This window comes from Streptomyces sp. NPDC006872, assembly GCF_040635845.1.
GTDB lineage: Bacteria > Actinomycetota > Actinomycetes > Streptomycetales > Streptomycetaceae > Streptomyces.
In genome coordinates, this window is record NZ_JBEYIL010000011.1 from 83,081 (window position 1) to 96,605 (window position 13,525).

At 70.0% G+C, this 13,525-nt stretch carries 14 protein-coding genes; 4 read left to right on the plus strand and 10 right to left on the minus strand.

Going from position 1 to position 13,525, the window contains the following annotated elements; genetic code table 11:
- Positions 1-25 precede the first annotated feature (25 nt).
- Complete coding sequence (locus ABZ725_RS30325) at positions 26-1,045, minus strand: NADP-dependent oxidoreductase (protein ID WP_358805701.1); 1,020 nt, start codon at positions 1,043-1,045, stop codon at positions 26-28.
- Positions 1,046-1,175: 130 nt separating this feature from the next.
- On the opposite strand from ABZ725_RS30325, the gene ABZ725_RS30330 reads away from it, so the two are divergent.
- Positions 1,176-1,628 carry a MarR family transcriptional regulator gene (locus tag ABZ725_RS30330; RefSeq protein WP_358805702.1) on the plus strand — a complete coding sequence of 151 codons (453 nt, stop codon included), beginning with the start codon at positions 1,176-1,178 and terminating at the stop codon, positions 1,626-1,628.
- A gap of 42 nt (positions 1,629-1,670) precedes the next feature.
- On the opposite strand, the gene ABZ725_RS30335 is transcribed toward ABZ725_RS30330, so the two are convergent.
- Genes ABZ725_RS30335 through ABZ725_RS30345 form a run of 3 tightly spaced genes read right to left on the minus strand, consistent with a single transcriptional unit; the run spans position 1,671 to position 3,204 of the window.
- Positions 1,671-1,874 carry a hypothetical protein gene (locus ABZ725_RS30335; protein ID WP_358805703.1) on the minus strand — a complete coding sequence of 68 codons (204 nt, stop codon included), beginning with the start codon at positions 1,872-1,874 and terminating at the stop codon, positions 1,671-1,673.
- Positions 1,871-2,665, minus strand: a complete 795-nt coding sequence (locus tag ABZ725_RS30340; RefSeq protein WP_358805704.1) for a GntR family transcriptional regulator — start codon at positions 2,663-2,665, stop codon at positions 1,871-1,873. The genes ABZ725_RS30335 and ABZ725_RS30340 overlap by 4 nt, the downstream gene beginning before the upstream one ends.
- Positions 2,662-3,204 (minus strand): UTRA domain-containing protein, encoded by a 543-nt coding sequence (locus tag ABZ725_RS30345; protein WP_358805705.1) that lies wholly within the window; start codon positions 3,202-3,204, stop codon positions 2,662-2,664. The genes ABZ725_RS30340 and ABZ725_RS30345 overlap by 4 nt, the downstream gene beginning before the upstream one ends.
- A 183-nt stretch (positions 3,205-3,387) precedes the next feature.
- Between ABZ725_RS30345 and ABZ725_RS30350 the strand changes: the two genes are divergently transcribed.
- On the plus strand, positions 3,388-3,771 hold the full coding sequence (locus ABZ725_RS30350; RefSeq protein WP_358805706.1) for an ATP-binding protein: 384 nt from the start codon (positions 3,388-3,390) through the stop codon (positions 3,769-3,771).
- A 105-nt stretch (positions 3,772-3,876) separates the two neighbouring features.
- On the opposite strand, the gene yjfF is transcribed toward ABZ725_RS30350, so the two are convergent.
- The 6 genes from yjfF to ABZ725_RS30380 form a co-directional block, all read right to left on the minus strand.
- A complete protein-coding gene (yjfF, locus tag ABZ725_RS30355; RefSeq protein ID WP_358805707.1) occupies positions 3,877-4,899 on the minus strand; it encodes a galactofuranose ABC transporter, permease protein YjfF in 1,023 nt (340 codons plus the stop codon).
- On the minus strand, positions 4,899-6,026 hold the full coding sequence (locus tag ABZ725_RS30360) for an ABC transporter permease (RefSeq protein ID WP_358805708.1): 1,128 nt from the start codon (positions 6,024-6,026) through the stop codon (positions 4,899-4,901). Before ABZ725_RS30360 ends, yjfF begins: the two co-directional genes overlap by 1 nt.
- Positions 6,023-7,561 (minus strand): sugar ABC transporter ATP-binding protein, encoded by a 1,539-nt coding sequence (locus ABZ725_RS30365; RefSeq protein WP_351909065.1) that lies wholly within the window; start codon positions 7,559-7,561, stop codon positions 6,023-6,025. Before ABZ725_RS30365 ends, ABZ725_RS30360 begins: the two co-directional genes overlap by 4 nt.
- Before the next feature lie 97 nt (positions 7,562-7,658).
- The gene (locus ABZ725_RS30370) at positions 7,659-8,666 is read right to left on the minus strand and encodes an ABC transporter substrate-binding protein (RefSeq protein WP_351909063.1); all 1,008 of its coding nucleotides are present in this window, start codon (positions 8,664-8,666) and stop codon (positions 7,659-7,661) included.
- A gap of 134 nt (positions 8,667-8,800) precedes the next feature.
- Positions 8,801-9,847, minus strand: a complete 1,047-nt coding sequence (locus ABZ725_RS30375) for a LacI family DNA-binding transcriptional regulator (RefSeq protein ID WP_358805709.1) — start codon at positions 9,845-9,847, stop codon at positions 8,801-8,803.
- Between the two features lie 339 nt (positions 9,848-10,186).
- Entirely contained in the window at positions 10,187-10,993 is an 807-nt protein-coding gene (locus ABZ725_RS30380) for a hypothetical protein (protein WP_358805710.1), read from the minus strand.
- Positions 10,994-11,227: 234 nt separating this feature from the next.
- Here ABZ725_RS30380 and ABZ725_RS30385 point away from each other — a divergent pair, with 234 nt between their 5' ends.
- Both ABZ725_RS30385 and ABZ725_RS30390 read left to right on the plus strand, forming a co-directional pair.
- A complete protein-coding gene (locus ABZ725_RS30385; RefSeq protein WP_351909057.1) occupies positions 11,228-12,388 on the plus strand; it encodes a mandelate racemase/muconate lactonizing enzyme family protein in 1,161 nt (386 codons plus the stop codon).
- Positions 12,385-13,389 carry an alcohol dehydrogenase catalytic domain-containing protein gene (locus tag ABZ725_RS30390; protein ID WP_358805711.1) on the plus strand — a complete coding sequence of 335 codons (1,005 nt, stop codon included), beginning with the start codon at positions 12,385-12,387 and terminating at the stop codon, positions 13,387-13,389. Before ABZ725_RS30385 ends, ABZ725_RS30390 begins: the two co-directional genes overlap by 4 nt.
- Positions 13,390-13,525: the final 136 nt, after the last annotated feature.

A 13,525-nucleotide genomic window follows, 5' to 3' on the forward strand; every position in this document is an offset into this window, starting at 1 on the left:
GGATCCGATTCGGCTCAAGGCCGGATCAGAGCTTGACGATCATCTTTCCGATGTTGTCGCCGCGCAGCACCCCGAGGAACGCCTCCAGGTTGTTCTCGATGCCCTCGACGACCGTCTCGCGGTACTTCAGCTCACCGGAGCGGATCCAGCCGCCGACCTCTGCGACGAACTCCGACTGGAGGTCGTAGTGGTCGCCGACCAGCAGGCCCTCGATACGGCCGCGGGTCTGGATGAGACGGGCCAGGTTCTTCGGGCCGGGGGCGGCCTCGGTGTTGTTGTAGACGGAGATCATGCCGCAGATCGCGATCCGGCCGTGCAGGTTGAGGGAGCCGATGGCCGCCTCGAGGTGCTCGCCGCCAACGTTGTCGAAGTAGACGTCGACGCCGTCGGGAGCGGCGGCGCGCAGCTGCTCGGCCACGGGGCCGTTCTTGTAGTTGAAGGCCGCGTCGAAGCCGTACTCCTCGACGAGGAGCTTGACCTTGTCGTCCGAGCCGGCGGAGCCGATGACCCGGGAGGCGCCCTTGAGCTTGGCGATCTGGCCGACCTGGCTGCCGACGGCGCCGGCCGCGCCCGACACGAAGACGGAGTCGCCCTCCTTGAAGGAGGCGGTGCGCAGCAGGCCGGCGTAGGCGGTGAGGCCGGTCATGCCGAGGACGCCGAGGTAGGTGGACAGGGGCGCGGCCTCGGGGTCGACCTTGACGGCCTGCTTGGCGTCGACGGTGGCGTACTCGCGCCAGCCGCCGAAGTGCAGGACGTGGTCGCCGACGGAGACGCCCTCGGCGGCGGAGGCGACGACCTCGCCGACCGCCCCGCCCTGCATGGCCTTGCCCAGCTCGAAGGGGGCGACGTACGACTTGGCGCTGCTCATACGGCCGCGCATGTACGGGTCGACGGAGACGTATGCGTTGCGGACCAGCACCTCGCCCGCGGCGGGCCGGCGGATCTCCGCCTCGGCCAGCTCGAAGTCCTCGGGCTTCGGCCAGCCGACGGGGCGGCTGAGCAGACGCCATTCGCGGCTGGTGGTGGGGAAGGCCGAGTCAGTCATGGGGAGGCTGCCTTTCGCATGCTTCAGTGCTTCAGATGCTTCTGTTGCTTCACTGCAAAATACTTCAGTACCTGAAACAACCATGCCTCTGAATATTTCATGATGTCAAGTAACGAGGTACGCTGATTCCATGCCGACCTCACATGCGACCCGCCTCCCCGACCCTGTGACCATGGAGGTCGTCGAGCTGATCGGCGAGGTCGTGGCCCGTTACTACGAGGACTACGAGGAGGCCGCCGCCGACCACGCCCTGACCGGGGCGCAGGCCCGGCTGCTGAGCCTGCTCTCGCTGCAGCCGCTGCCGATGCGGAAGCTGGCGAAGAAGCTGAAGTGCGAGCCGTCCAACGTGACCGGCATCGTCGACCGCCTGGAGTCCCGCGGTCTGGTCGAACGTCGTCCCGACCCGGCCGACCGCCGGGTCAAGCTCGCGGCGGCGACGGACGAGGGGCGGCGGATCGCCAAGGGCCTGCGCGAGTCGCTGCGGTTCGCCCGGGAACCGCTGGCGGGGCTGGAGGCCGAGGAGCGGGAGGCGCTGCGGGGACTGCTGCAGCGCATGCTGACGACCGAGGGCAGCCGACCCTAGGGCCTGTCCGGCGTCCCGGCCGTCCCGGCCGTCCTGGTCGCGCTAGTCGTCCTGCCCGCCGTCCGAGGTCGACTGTCCGCTGCCGCGTCGGCCGCTGCGGTCCGCCTGCCGCACCAGCTCGCCGATCGCCAGCACCACGACGCTCACGCCGCGCGCCCAGCGCGGGCCGCCGCGCGCCGCCCACCAGACGCAGGCGCAGCCGCCGAGGACGAGGGCGAGGAGCCCCGAGAGGACGAGCACGGTCACGCTCCTCCCCCTCCTTCCGCTGTGAACTCGTACTGCAGCTCGTAGAGATGACCGGCCTTCACCATCACGGTCACCTCGACGGCACGGTCGTCGTCGCTGTGGATCACGCGCAGTGTACGCAGTACCGGCATGCTGCTGGTGAGGCGGAGGGCCCGGTACTGGTCCTGGGTGGGCACGCGGGCGGAGACCCGGTCCGTGCTGCGGCGGGGCGGGTGGCCGAGTTCGGTCAGCAGGGCGGGAGTTCCGCCCCTGATCCGGCGGCGCTCGGCCAGCGGCGTGCCCTGCGCGAGGTCCGACGGGTAGTAGGACTCGACGAGTTCGGCGGGTTCGTCGTCCACGAGGAGTATCTGGGCGCGCAGCAGGGCGGTGCCGTCCGGCGGGAGGCCGAGGGCGGCGCGGACGTCCGCCGGCGGTCGGGTCTCGGTCACGTCGAGGAGCTCGGTGCGGGCGTGCGTGCCGTGCTTGGCTGCCTCGGTGAGCCAGCGGTAGGGCGCGCCGGGACCGCCCGGCGCCATCAGGGCGGCGGGCCGGACCGTGCGCTGACGGTGTTCGCGGACGGTGACGGCGGCGCCCGCGCGGCCGATCACCAGGCCTTCGTCCTTGAGGAGTTGAAGGGCCTTCTGCACGGTGGCGCTGGACGCGTCGAAGCGGTCCTTGAGCTGGGCGGTGGTGGGCAGGTTGGCGCCGGGGGCGAGCTCTCCGCTCATGATGTCGTCGCGCAGATCGGCCGCGATCCGCTCGTGCAGGGATCGGCGGTCGACGGCTTCCGGTTCTGCCTTGGGCACGGTCATCCGATCCTGATCTGGTAGCGCAGCCTCTGCCGTAGGGCAGGCATCACCATACGGTCGACCTGGATCGGCCGGTCGTCGCGGTCCAGGGTGAGCCGGACCAGCCGCAGGACGGGCTCGTCGGGGGCGGTGCGCAGGGCCTGGCGCTCGTCGTCGTCCGGCATCCCGGCCGTGACGTCCTCCCGGACGAGGACGCCGACGTGGCCGAGTTCGGCGAGCAGGGCGAGGGCGCCGCCGCGGATCTTGGCGGTGCCGGCGAGGCGGGTGCCGGCCGCTATGGCGGTCGGGTAATAGGTGTCGGTGAGCTCGCTCGGCTCGTCGTCGAGGAGGATCAGACGTCGGCGCACGACGACGGGCTCGCCCTCCGGGACGTCGAGCAACGCCGCCACGTCGGCGGGGGCGGGCACCTCGCCGGCATGCACTATCCGCTGCGTACCCCGCCGCCCCTGTGCCGCGGCCTCGGCCGCCCAGGGGTCGCCCTGCCCCGTCCCCCGGGGCATCAGATACGGCAACGACGTGCTGACCCAATCGCTCCCACCCACGACGTCCTCCTGTACGGCCGACCGTTCTTTCGACCCTGCCGCCCTACACGGTAGGCGACCTGTCCGATCCGCCAACCGCCACCCCGAGCCACCCTCAGCCACCCTTCACTACCTTGTTACCTTTCGCGAATAACAGTAAGGTATCGCCGCAGGACGCCCCTGAACCACCGGAGGTGGCCCCCCGTGCCCCTGACACGGCAACGTCGTTTCCCCCGCTCGCGCGCCTCCGTACGGGCCGCCCGCGCCTTCGTCGAGCAGATCCTGACCGAGTGGGGCTGCGTCGACCGGCTGGACGACATAAAACTGTGCGTCTCGGAGCTCGCCACGAACGCCCTGCTGCACGGCGTGCCCCCGGGCCGCCAGTACTGCGTGACCCTCACCCTGGACGGCCCGCTGATCCGCCTCGCCGTCCGCGACACCGGCGACCACCCGGTCCCCGCGGACCCCCCGACCTCCGAGGCCTGCGCGGGCCGAGGCCTCCATCTGGCCCGGCACGTCTCCGACGACTTCGGCATCACGGAACACGCCATCGGCAAAACGGTCTGGACGATCTTCAAGTCCGGCTGAGCCGACGGCAGGCAGGCGACGGGCGACGCGGAAGCGGAAACGGCGAGGGTCCGGCGCACGGGGTGGGTGCGCCGGACCGCTCCGGACCGGGAACGTCCCCTCGGCTCAGGTCTTCCTGCGGGTCGTCATGAAGCGCTGGATCAGGATGAACGCACACAGCAGCACACCGGTGGCGATCTTCGTCCACCAGGAGCTGAGCGTGCCCTCGAACTGGATGATGCTCTTGATCAGACCCAGCACCAGAACACCGAACAGGGTTCCCAGGACATAGCCGGAGCCACCCGTCAGCAGGGTGCCGCCGATGACGACCGCGGCGATCGCGTCGAGTTCCATGCCCGTCGCGTGCAGCGGGTCGCCGGACTGGATGTACAGCGTGAAGAGCAGCCCGGCGAGCGCCGAGCAGAACCCGCTCACGGTGTACACCGCGATCTTCGTGCCGCCCTGCGGGAGACCCATCAGCAGGGCCGACTGCTCGTTGCCGCCGATGGCGTACACCCGGCGCCCGAAGCGCGTGTAGTGCAGCACGTAGAACGCCACGGCGAGGACGACCAGCGAGACGATCGCGCCGATCGACAGGAAGCCCATCCCCAGCGACACCTGCGCCTGGGCCATGCTGCTCACCGAGGAGTCGCCGATGGAGATCGACTCCTTGCTGATGACCAGGCACAGGCCGCGGAAGAGGAAGAGGCCGGCGAGGGTCACGATGAAGGGCTGGATCTCGAAGTTGTGGATCACATAGCCCATCAGGAACCCGCCGAAGGCGCCCACGGCCAGCGCCATCGGTATCACGACCACGATCGGCAGCCCCTGGCGCTCGACCAGCCAGGCCGTGAACATCGTCGTGAAGCCGATCACCGAGCCGACGGACAGGTCGATGCCGCCGGACAGGATGACGAAGGTGACACCGACGGCGGCGACCAGCAGATAGCCGTTGTCGATGAACAGGTTCAGGAAGACCTGCGGCTCGGCGAACCCGTAGTACTGGTAGCGGCCGAGGCCCACGCCGTACATCACGAGGAAGAGCAGGGCCGTCGCCACGACGGGCAGCCGCCGGTCGCCGAGCAGCCGCGCGGCCTTGGACGGGGTACGGCTGTCCGGGGCCGTGGGGGCCTGGGTGGTCGTGCTCATCACGACACCTCCATCTTGGGAGCGGCCTCGGTCGCCGCGGCGGTGTCCGCGGGCGCCGCGGCCGACTTGGCGCCTGCCTTCGCGCCGAACCTGGCGCCGAATCCGGCGCCGAAGACCTTGGCCCGGAACTTCGGGGACTGCAGCAGACAGACGACGATGACGACGGCGGCCTTGAAGACCAGGTTGGTCTGGGTCGGCACACCGATGGTGTAGATCGTGGTGGTCAGCGTCTGGATGACGAGGGCGCCGACCACCGTGCCGCCGACCGAGAACCGGCCGCCCAGCAGGGAGGTGCCGCCGATCACCACGGCGAGGATCGCGTCGAGCTCGATCCACAGACCGGCGTTGTTGCCGTCCGCCGCGGAGGTGTTGGAGCTGATCATCAGGCCCGCGATGCCCGCGCACAGCGCGCAGAACGCGTACACCATGATCTTGATGCGCCGGGACCTGATGCCCACCAGCCGGCTGGCCTCGGCGTTGCCGCCGACCGACTCGACCAGCAGCCCGAGCGCCGTGCGCCGGGTCAGCGCGACGGTGACGGCCACCACCACGGCCACCACGAAGATGGAGAAGGGCAGCGTCAGCCAGTAGCCGCCGCCGATCAGCTTGTACGGCTCGCTGTTGATGGTGATGATCTGGCCGTCGGTGATCAGCTGGGCGACACCGCGCCCGGCGACCATGATGATCAGCGTGGCGATGATCGGCTGGATGCCCATCCGGGCGACCAGGAAGCCGTTCCACAGGCCGCAGACGACCGCGGCCACCAGGCCCAGGCCCATGGCGAGCAGCACCCCGGACAGGGCGCTCTGATCGGCCTGGTCGCTGATGTACGAGCAGGCCAGTGCTCCGGTGATGGCGACCACGGCGCCGACGGACAGATCGATGCCGCCGGTGGCGATGACCAGGGTCATGCCGACCGCCACCAGGATGAGCGGCGATCCGAACAGCACGATCGAGACGAGGCTGCCGTAGAGGTGGCCGTCCGCCATCTTGATCGAGAAGAAGTCGGGGGTGAAGGGAACGTTGACGAGCAGCAGGAAGACGAGGACCGCTATCGGCCAGAACAGGTGATGGCGGGTCAGCGCTCGCCATCGGGTGGAGGTCGAGGTGGAGGTGGAGGTGGTCACTGGTGCTCTCCGCTCGCGATGGTCTCCAGGATCCGGCTCGTGGTGATCTCGGGCCCGTTGGCGAGCTGCGCCACCAGCCGGCGGTCGCGCAGCACTCCGATCGTGTGACTGAGCCGGAGCACCTCTTCGAGTTCGGCCGCGATGTACAGCACGGACATGCCGTCCTCGGAGAGCGAGACGACGAGCTTCTGGATCTCCGCCTTCGCGCCGACGTCGATGCCGCGCGTCGGCTCGTCGAGGATCAGCAGCTTCGGCTGGGTGATCAGCCAGCGGGCCAGCAGCACCTTCTGCTGGTTGCCGCCGCTGAGCTGGCCGACCCTGGCCTCGGGGTTGGCGGGGCGGATGTCCAGCGCCTTGATGTACTTGGCGACGAGTTCGTCGCGCTGCGCGACCGGGATGGGCCGGGTCCAGCCACGGGAGGCCTGCAGGGCCAGGATGATGTTCTCCCGGACCGTCAGATCGGGCACCAGGCCCTCGGTCTTGCGGTTCTCGGAGCAGAACGCGACGCCTGCGCCGATCGCGTCGTTCGGGGCGCTCATCGAGACCTGCTTGCCGCCGATGGACACCTTGCCGCTGTCCGGCTGGTCGGCGCCGAAGAGCAGCCGGGCGAGCTCGGTGCGGCCCGAGCCGAGGAGGCCGGCGAGGCCGATCACCTCGCCCTTCTTGATCTCCAGGTCGAAGGGGGCGATGCCGCCGGTCCGGCCGAGGCCGTCCGCCTTGAGCAGCGTCTCGCCCACGTCGGCGTGCAGTTGCTGGTCGTGGAGCTCCTCCAGCTGGTCCAGGGCCTTGCCGATCATCAGCTGGATCAGCGCGACCTGGTCGAGGTCCGCGACCAGGTGCTCGCCGACGAGGGTGCCGTTGCGCAGGACCGTCATACGGTCGCAGATCTCGTAGATCTGGTCGAGGAAGTGCGACACGAACAGGATCGCCACGCCCTCGTCCTTGAGCTGCCGCATCAGGCGGAACAGCTCCTGGACCTCGTCGCGGTCGAGGCTGGACGTCGGTTCGTCCAGGACCAGCACCTTGGTGCCCGAACCCTGTCCGTCGCTGTCGCCGGTGCCCACCGACCGCACGATCGCCACGAGTTGCTGCACGGCCAGCGGGTACGAGGACAGCGGCGCGGTCACATCGATGTCGAGGCCGAGCCGGTCCACCAGCTCCGCGGCCTCCTTGCGCATCCGCTTCCACTGGATACGGCCCATCCGGGTGGGCTCGCGCCCGATGAAGATGTTCTCCGCCACCGACAGGTTGGGGCAGAGGTTCACCTCCTGGTACACCGTGCTGATGCCGGCCTGCTGCGCCTGCAGCGGGCTGCCGAACCGCACGGACTTCCCGTCCAGGGTGATCGTGCCGCCGTCCAGGGTGTAGACCCCGGTCAGGACCTTGATGAGGGTGGACTTCCCCGCGCCGTTCTCGCCCATCAGGGCGTGAATCTCGCCGGGGAAGAGCCGGAAGTCGACGTCCGACAGAGCCCGTACCCCCGGAAACTCTTTGACTATGCCCGTCATCTCCAGGACGGGCCGCGGCTCTGCCATCGCAGTGCTCCTCGTGAGAAAAGGTTCGGGCCCGCAGGGAGCCCCGGGACCGATGGCGCTCGGTCGGCCGGAGGCTCCCTGCCGGTGGGTGCGTCGGTCAGTACTTCCGGGTCGGGAGCGCGGCCTTGGCCTGGTCCTGCATGAAGTCGCCCTCCTTGGTCTTGATCCAGCGCTCGACCGTCTCGCCGTCCTTGACCTTCTTCACGACGTCCATCAGCTGGGGGCCGAGCAGCGGGTTGCACTCGACGATGGCGTTGATCTTGCCCTCGGACATGGCCACGAAGCCGTCCTTCACGCCGTCGATGGAGACGATCAGGATGTCCGTGCCCGGCTTCTTGCCCGCCGCCTCGATGGACTGGATGGCGCCGATGGCCATGTCGTCGTTGTGCGCGAAGAGCACGTTGATGTCCGGGTTGGACTGCAGGAAGGCCGCCATGACCTGCTTGCCGCCGGCGCGGGTGAAGTCACCGGTCTGGCTGACGACGACCTTCCAGTCGGAGGCGTGGTCGGCGTCCATGACCTCCTTGAAGCCCTTGGCGCGCTCGATCGCCGGGGCGGCGCCGGTGGTGCCCTCCAGCTGGGCGATCTTCACGGCGCCCTTCAGGCCGGCCTTCGCGATGACCTTCTCCAGGATCTTCGCGGCGCGGCGGCCCTCGTCGGTGAAGTCGGAGCCGACCAGGGTGACGTACAGGGACTCGTCGGAGGTCTCGACGGAGCGGTCGGTGAGGACCACCGGGATCTTCGCGGCCTTCGCCTCCTTGAGCACCGCGTCCCAGCCGGTGACGACCACCGGCGAGAAGGCGATGACGTCCACCTTCTGCGCGATGTAGCTGCGGATGGCGGAGATCTGGTTCTCCTGCTTCTGCTGCGCGTCGGAGAACTTGAGGCTGTAACCCGCTTCCTTGGCGGCCGACTTCACCGAGTCGGTGTTGGCGCTGCGCCAGCCGCTCTCCGAGCCGACCTGGGAGAAGCCGAGGCTGATCGCCTTGCTGCCGTCCCCGGAGGAGGAGCTGGACGCGGTGTCGTCCTTCTTGGCGCAGGCGGTCAGGCCGCCCGCTGCCGCCACGCCGACCGCCGCGGTGAGGAAGTTCCTTCTGCTGAGCATGTTCTTCTCCTTTGAAGAGCCGGTCCGGGGATGGACCCGTTGACACTCGAGAGGACCGGCCGCACTGCGTCCAGCCTGTCGATCATTGTTCGGTATGTCGGCCACAGTGGGGGGCGGGAAGACCTGTCGGTCCGTCAGAGAGGTACGCCTTCCGACTGGGCGGCGTACGGGAAGGAACTGGCGCGGACGACGAGTTGGGGCTCGATCGCAAGCCGGTTCGCGGTGGCCGGCGGCCGGCCTTCGATCAGTTCCAGGAGCAGGGCGATGCCCCGCCTGCCCACCGTCGCGAAGTCCTGTCGGACGGTGGTGAGCGGAGGCGCGAAGAACTCCGACTCCGGGATGTCGTCGAAGCCGACCACCGCGACGTCCTGGGGGGTTCGGACCCCCGCCTCGCGCAGGGCCCTCAACACGCCCAGCGCCATCTGGTCGTTGGCGACGAAGACGGCGGTCAGTCCTCGGCCCACCCAGCCGGCCAGTTCCTGGCCGGCCCGGTAACCCGACAGCGGACTCCAGTCCCCCTGCAGCAGCATGGGCGGTTCGACGTCCGCCGCTTCGAGGGTCGCCCGCCAGCCGGCGGCCCGGTCGGCCGCCTCCTGCCAGTCCTCCGGCCCGGCGAGGTGCCAGACCGTGCGGTGGCCGGCGGCCAGGAGATGACCGGTGGCCAGCCGCGCGCCCAGGTGCTGGTCCACGCTGACGCCGGGGACGTCCATGCCGGGCCCGCTGCCCACGACCACCACCGGGAAGGGATGGCGGAGTTCGGCCAGAGCCTCCACCGCCGACCGCTGTGGGGCGATGGCGACCACGCCCTCCACCCCGCCCTCGCTGAGGTGGTTCAGGGCCTCGGACACCTTCTCCATGGTCAGTTCGCGCAGACTGACCGTCGAGACGAGATACCCCTCGGCGCGGGCCGCCTCCTCGAGCGCGAACAACGTGCTGGCCGGCCCGTACAGGGTGGTGTCGGAGGCGACCACACCCAGGGTCCGGGTGCGCCGAGTCGCCAGGGCTCGTGCGGAGGAGTTGCGACGGTATCCCATCTCCTCGATCGCGTGCAGCACCCTGGACCGGGTCTCGTCCCGCACGTTGGGGTGATCCCCCAGCACACGGGACACGGTCTGGTGGGAGACACCGGCCAGTCGCGCCACGTCAGCCATGGTGGGCGGTCGAAGCTGAGCGCGGGTCACGGCCGTACCTCCTTGGCGATCGTCTGCCGATAAGTCCTGCGCTGCGGGCGGATGTTGCCGCGCCGCGGCGGTGGACGCCGACTGGTGAATGCGGAGGTCATTGTGAGCGCTAACAATTCACAGCGGTCAAGAGGGTTGCATCGGAACGGCGTCACGGTTGAATAACGCGCCGGGTGGCGAGGGCGGACGGGACGAGTGACCACGACCCGCCCAACTCAAGCCCGCCGCAGGGCTCTTGGGCGGGTCGGACGCCCGGTACATCCTCCTCGGCAGGCCCTTGCGCCGGGTCGCCGCACGGACGAGCCACGCGCGTCGGACGAGCCACGCACGTCGGACGAGCTACGAGCACCACCAGAGGAACCGCGTGCACGTTTCCGACGGCGACGGCTCCGGGGAGCTCCCCGGCGTGGGGTCGGCCGTCGAGGTGGCGTCGGAGTCCGAGGGGGTCGTCGAGCCGGAGGAACCGGGGAGGGGGGCCGACTGGGCTTCCTTGTCGGGGCTCCGCGTGGCCGTGGCCTCGTCGTCCGGGGACTCGGAGGCCGAGGCCGAGGCCGACGGGGAGCCGGAGGCGTCGGGGGAGGGCGAAGCCGTGCCCCCGCCCGTGCCGGTCCTGTCGTCCAGGGGCTGTGCGGAGGCGCTCGGCTCCGCCGTCGAACCGTCGACCTCGGCCGACTCGCCCCCGGCCACCGCCGGGTCCGGGGTGGAGGAGAACCCCGGCGCGTCTATGCCGAGTTCGGCCAGGCTCAGACCGCCCGCGGCCAGGACGAAGCCGACGGTGACCAGAATGGTGCGTTTGCGACGCCGCCGATGGACCGTGGCCTTGCGATCGCGACGACTGGCGTCCGACGCGGCGGCGGTGCCCGCGGGGGCCCGCCGGCCGCCCCGGCCCTGCTCGCGGCGGCGCGCGGCGCGGCCCTGCGGCTCGGTGTCCGGGCTCTCGCCCTCGACGCCGTCGTCCGGGTGCCGGTCCCGGTCCTCGACGGGGTCGGGCGCGGGTGCGTCGGGCGCGAGCACGTCGGGCGCGGGTTCCTCCCACGTCCGGGCCGGTTCCTGGGGATACGCGCGTAGCGTTTCGGCGGATGCGCCGCACCCCGGGCAGGCGAGGGCGCCGTTGAGGTGCCTTCGGCACGGGTTGCAGTAGTCCATGACGCGGGAAGACTAGGTTCCCGGGTGGTCACGTTCCTAGGTCCGGCTGTGAAGGTTGTGTAGGAAATCGATCATCTCGGCGTGGCGAGTTGATCAGTCCGTGTCGAAAGCCGGGCCGAAACTATCGAAACCGTTACCTGTTCGACCCATTGACACCCGCCGCGCGCCATCCTTACTGTCTGCCCAGCATTTCGAACAAGTGACGAAATCTCGAACAGTCGAAGGGCAACTTCCGTGCGCATCACCGGAATCAGCACACACGTGGTCGGGACGCCCTGGCGCAACCTGACCTACGTCCTGGTGCACACCGACGAGGGCATCACGGGTGTCGGCGAGACCCGCATGCTGGGCCACACCGACGCGCTGATCGGCTACCTGAAGGAGGCCGAGGCCAACCACATTCTCGGCTCCGACCCGTTCGCTGTCGAGGACCTCGTGCGCCGGATGAAGTACGGCGACTACGGGCGGGCCGGCGAGATCGTGATGTCCGGCATCGCCGTCGTCGAGATGGCCTGCTGGGACATCAAGGGCAAGGCCCTCGGCGTCCCGGTCTGGCAGCTGCTCGGCGGCAAGGTCACCGACAAGGTCAAGGCGTACGCCAACGGCTGGTACACCACCGAGCGCACCCCGGAGGCCTACCACAAGGCCGCCCAGGGGGTCATGGAGCGCGGCTACAAGGCGCTCAAGATCGACCCCTTCGGCACCGGCCACTTCGAGCTGGACCACGAGCAGACCCTGTACGCCGTCTCCCTCATCGAGGCCGTGCGCGACGCCATCGGGCCGGACTCGGAGCTGATGCTGGAGATGCACGGCCGGTTCTCGCCGGCCACCGCCATCCGGCTGGCGAAGGAGCTCGCGCCCTTCAAGCCCGCGTGGCTGGAGGAGCCGTGCCCGCCGGAGAACCTGAAGGCGCTGGAGAAGGTCGCGGCCAAGGTCGACATCCCGGTCGCCACCGGTGAGCGCATCCACGACCGCATCGAGTTCCGCGAGCTGTTCGAGAGCCAGGCCGTCGACATCATCCAGCCGGACGTCGGCCACATCGGCGGCATCTGGGAGACCAGGAAGCTCGCCGCGACCGCCGAGGCGCACTACGTGCTGGTCGCCCCGCACAACGTCGGCGGCCCGGTGCTGACCGCCGCCTCCCTCCAGGTCGGGTTCACCTCCCCGAACTTCAAGATCCTCGAGCACTTCAACGACTTCGCGGACGCGGAGATCAAGAAGGTCGTCAAGGGCGCGCCCGAGGTGATCGACGGCTACTTCCACCTCTCCGACAAGCCCGGTCTGGGCGTCGAGCTGGACGTGGACGCCGCCGCCGAGTTCCCGCAGCAGCAGGCCCGCTTCGACCTGTGGGCCGAGGGCTGGGAGCAGCGCAAGCCGAAGGGCGCCGAGAAGTGAGCACCGCAGTCGTCGTCGACGCGCCGGGCGAGCACCGGATCGTCCCGCACGAGCCCCGGCTGCCGGAGCCCGGCGAGGCGCTGGTCCGGGTCCACGCGACCGGCATCTGCGGCAGCGACCGCGAGGTGTACCAGGGCAACCGGCCCGAGGGGTACGTCCGCTACCCGCTGACCCCCGGCCATGAGTGGTCCGGGACGGTCGAGGCGGTCGGCGCCGGGGTCCCCGCGTCCCTCGTCGGCCGCAAGGTGGTGGGCGAGGGCTTCCGCAACTGCCAGGTCTGCGACCGCTGCCACGCGGGCGAGACAACGTTGTGCACGGACGGGTACGAGGAGACCGGCTTCACCCAGCCGGGGGCGATGGCCGCCACCCTCACCCTGCCGGCCCGGCTGCTGCACGTGCTCCCGGACGACGCCGATCTCACCGCCGCCGCCCTGCTGGAGCCGGCCGCCTGCATCGCGGCCGCCGCGATCAAGGCGCACGCGCTGCCCGGCGAGAAGGTGGCCGTGGTCGGCACCGGCACCCTGGGCATGTTCGCCGTCCAGTTCCTGAAGGCGGGCTCCCCGGCCGAGCTGCTGGTCGTCGGGACCCGCAACGACCGGGAGGGCCTCTCCCGCCGGTTCGGCGCCTCCGACTTCCGCACCCGGGACCAGGAGCTGCCGGACGACTTCGACGTCGTCATCGAGACCGCCGGCTCCGCGTCGGCCGCGCGCACGGCCGCCGCGCTGCTGCGACGTGGCGGACGGCTGGTGCTGACGGGGATCCCCGCGCCGGGCGCCGACGGGCTGGACCCGACGGACCTGGTCGTGCGGCAGCTGGAGGTGCACACCGTCTTCGGCGCACCGCCGGACGCCTGGTCGCACACCGTGCGGGTGTTCGGGGCCGGGCTGCTGGATCCGCTGCCGCTCGTCACCCACGAGCTGCCGCTCGCCGAGTTCTCCGAGGCCATCGAGCTCGTGGGATCCGGCGATCCGAAGGTGGGCAAGGTCCTGCTCCGCCCCTAGGAAAAGCCGGCCGAGCGCCGGCGAAACCCTTAGCCGTACGCCGGTACGGAGGCGACCTGACGGCCGCCGTACCGGCGTACACCCACCCCCCGCACGCCTTGAGCCGCGAACCTCGTCCGAAATATCGAACACAAAG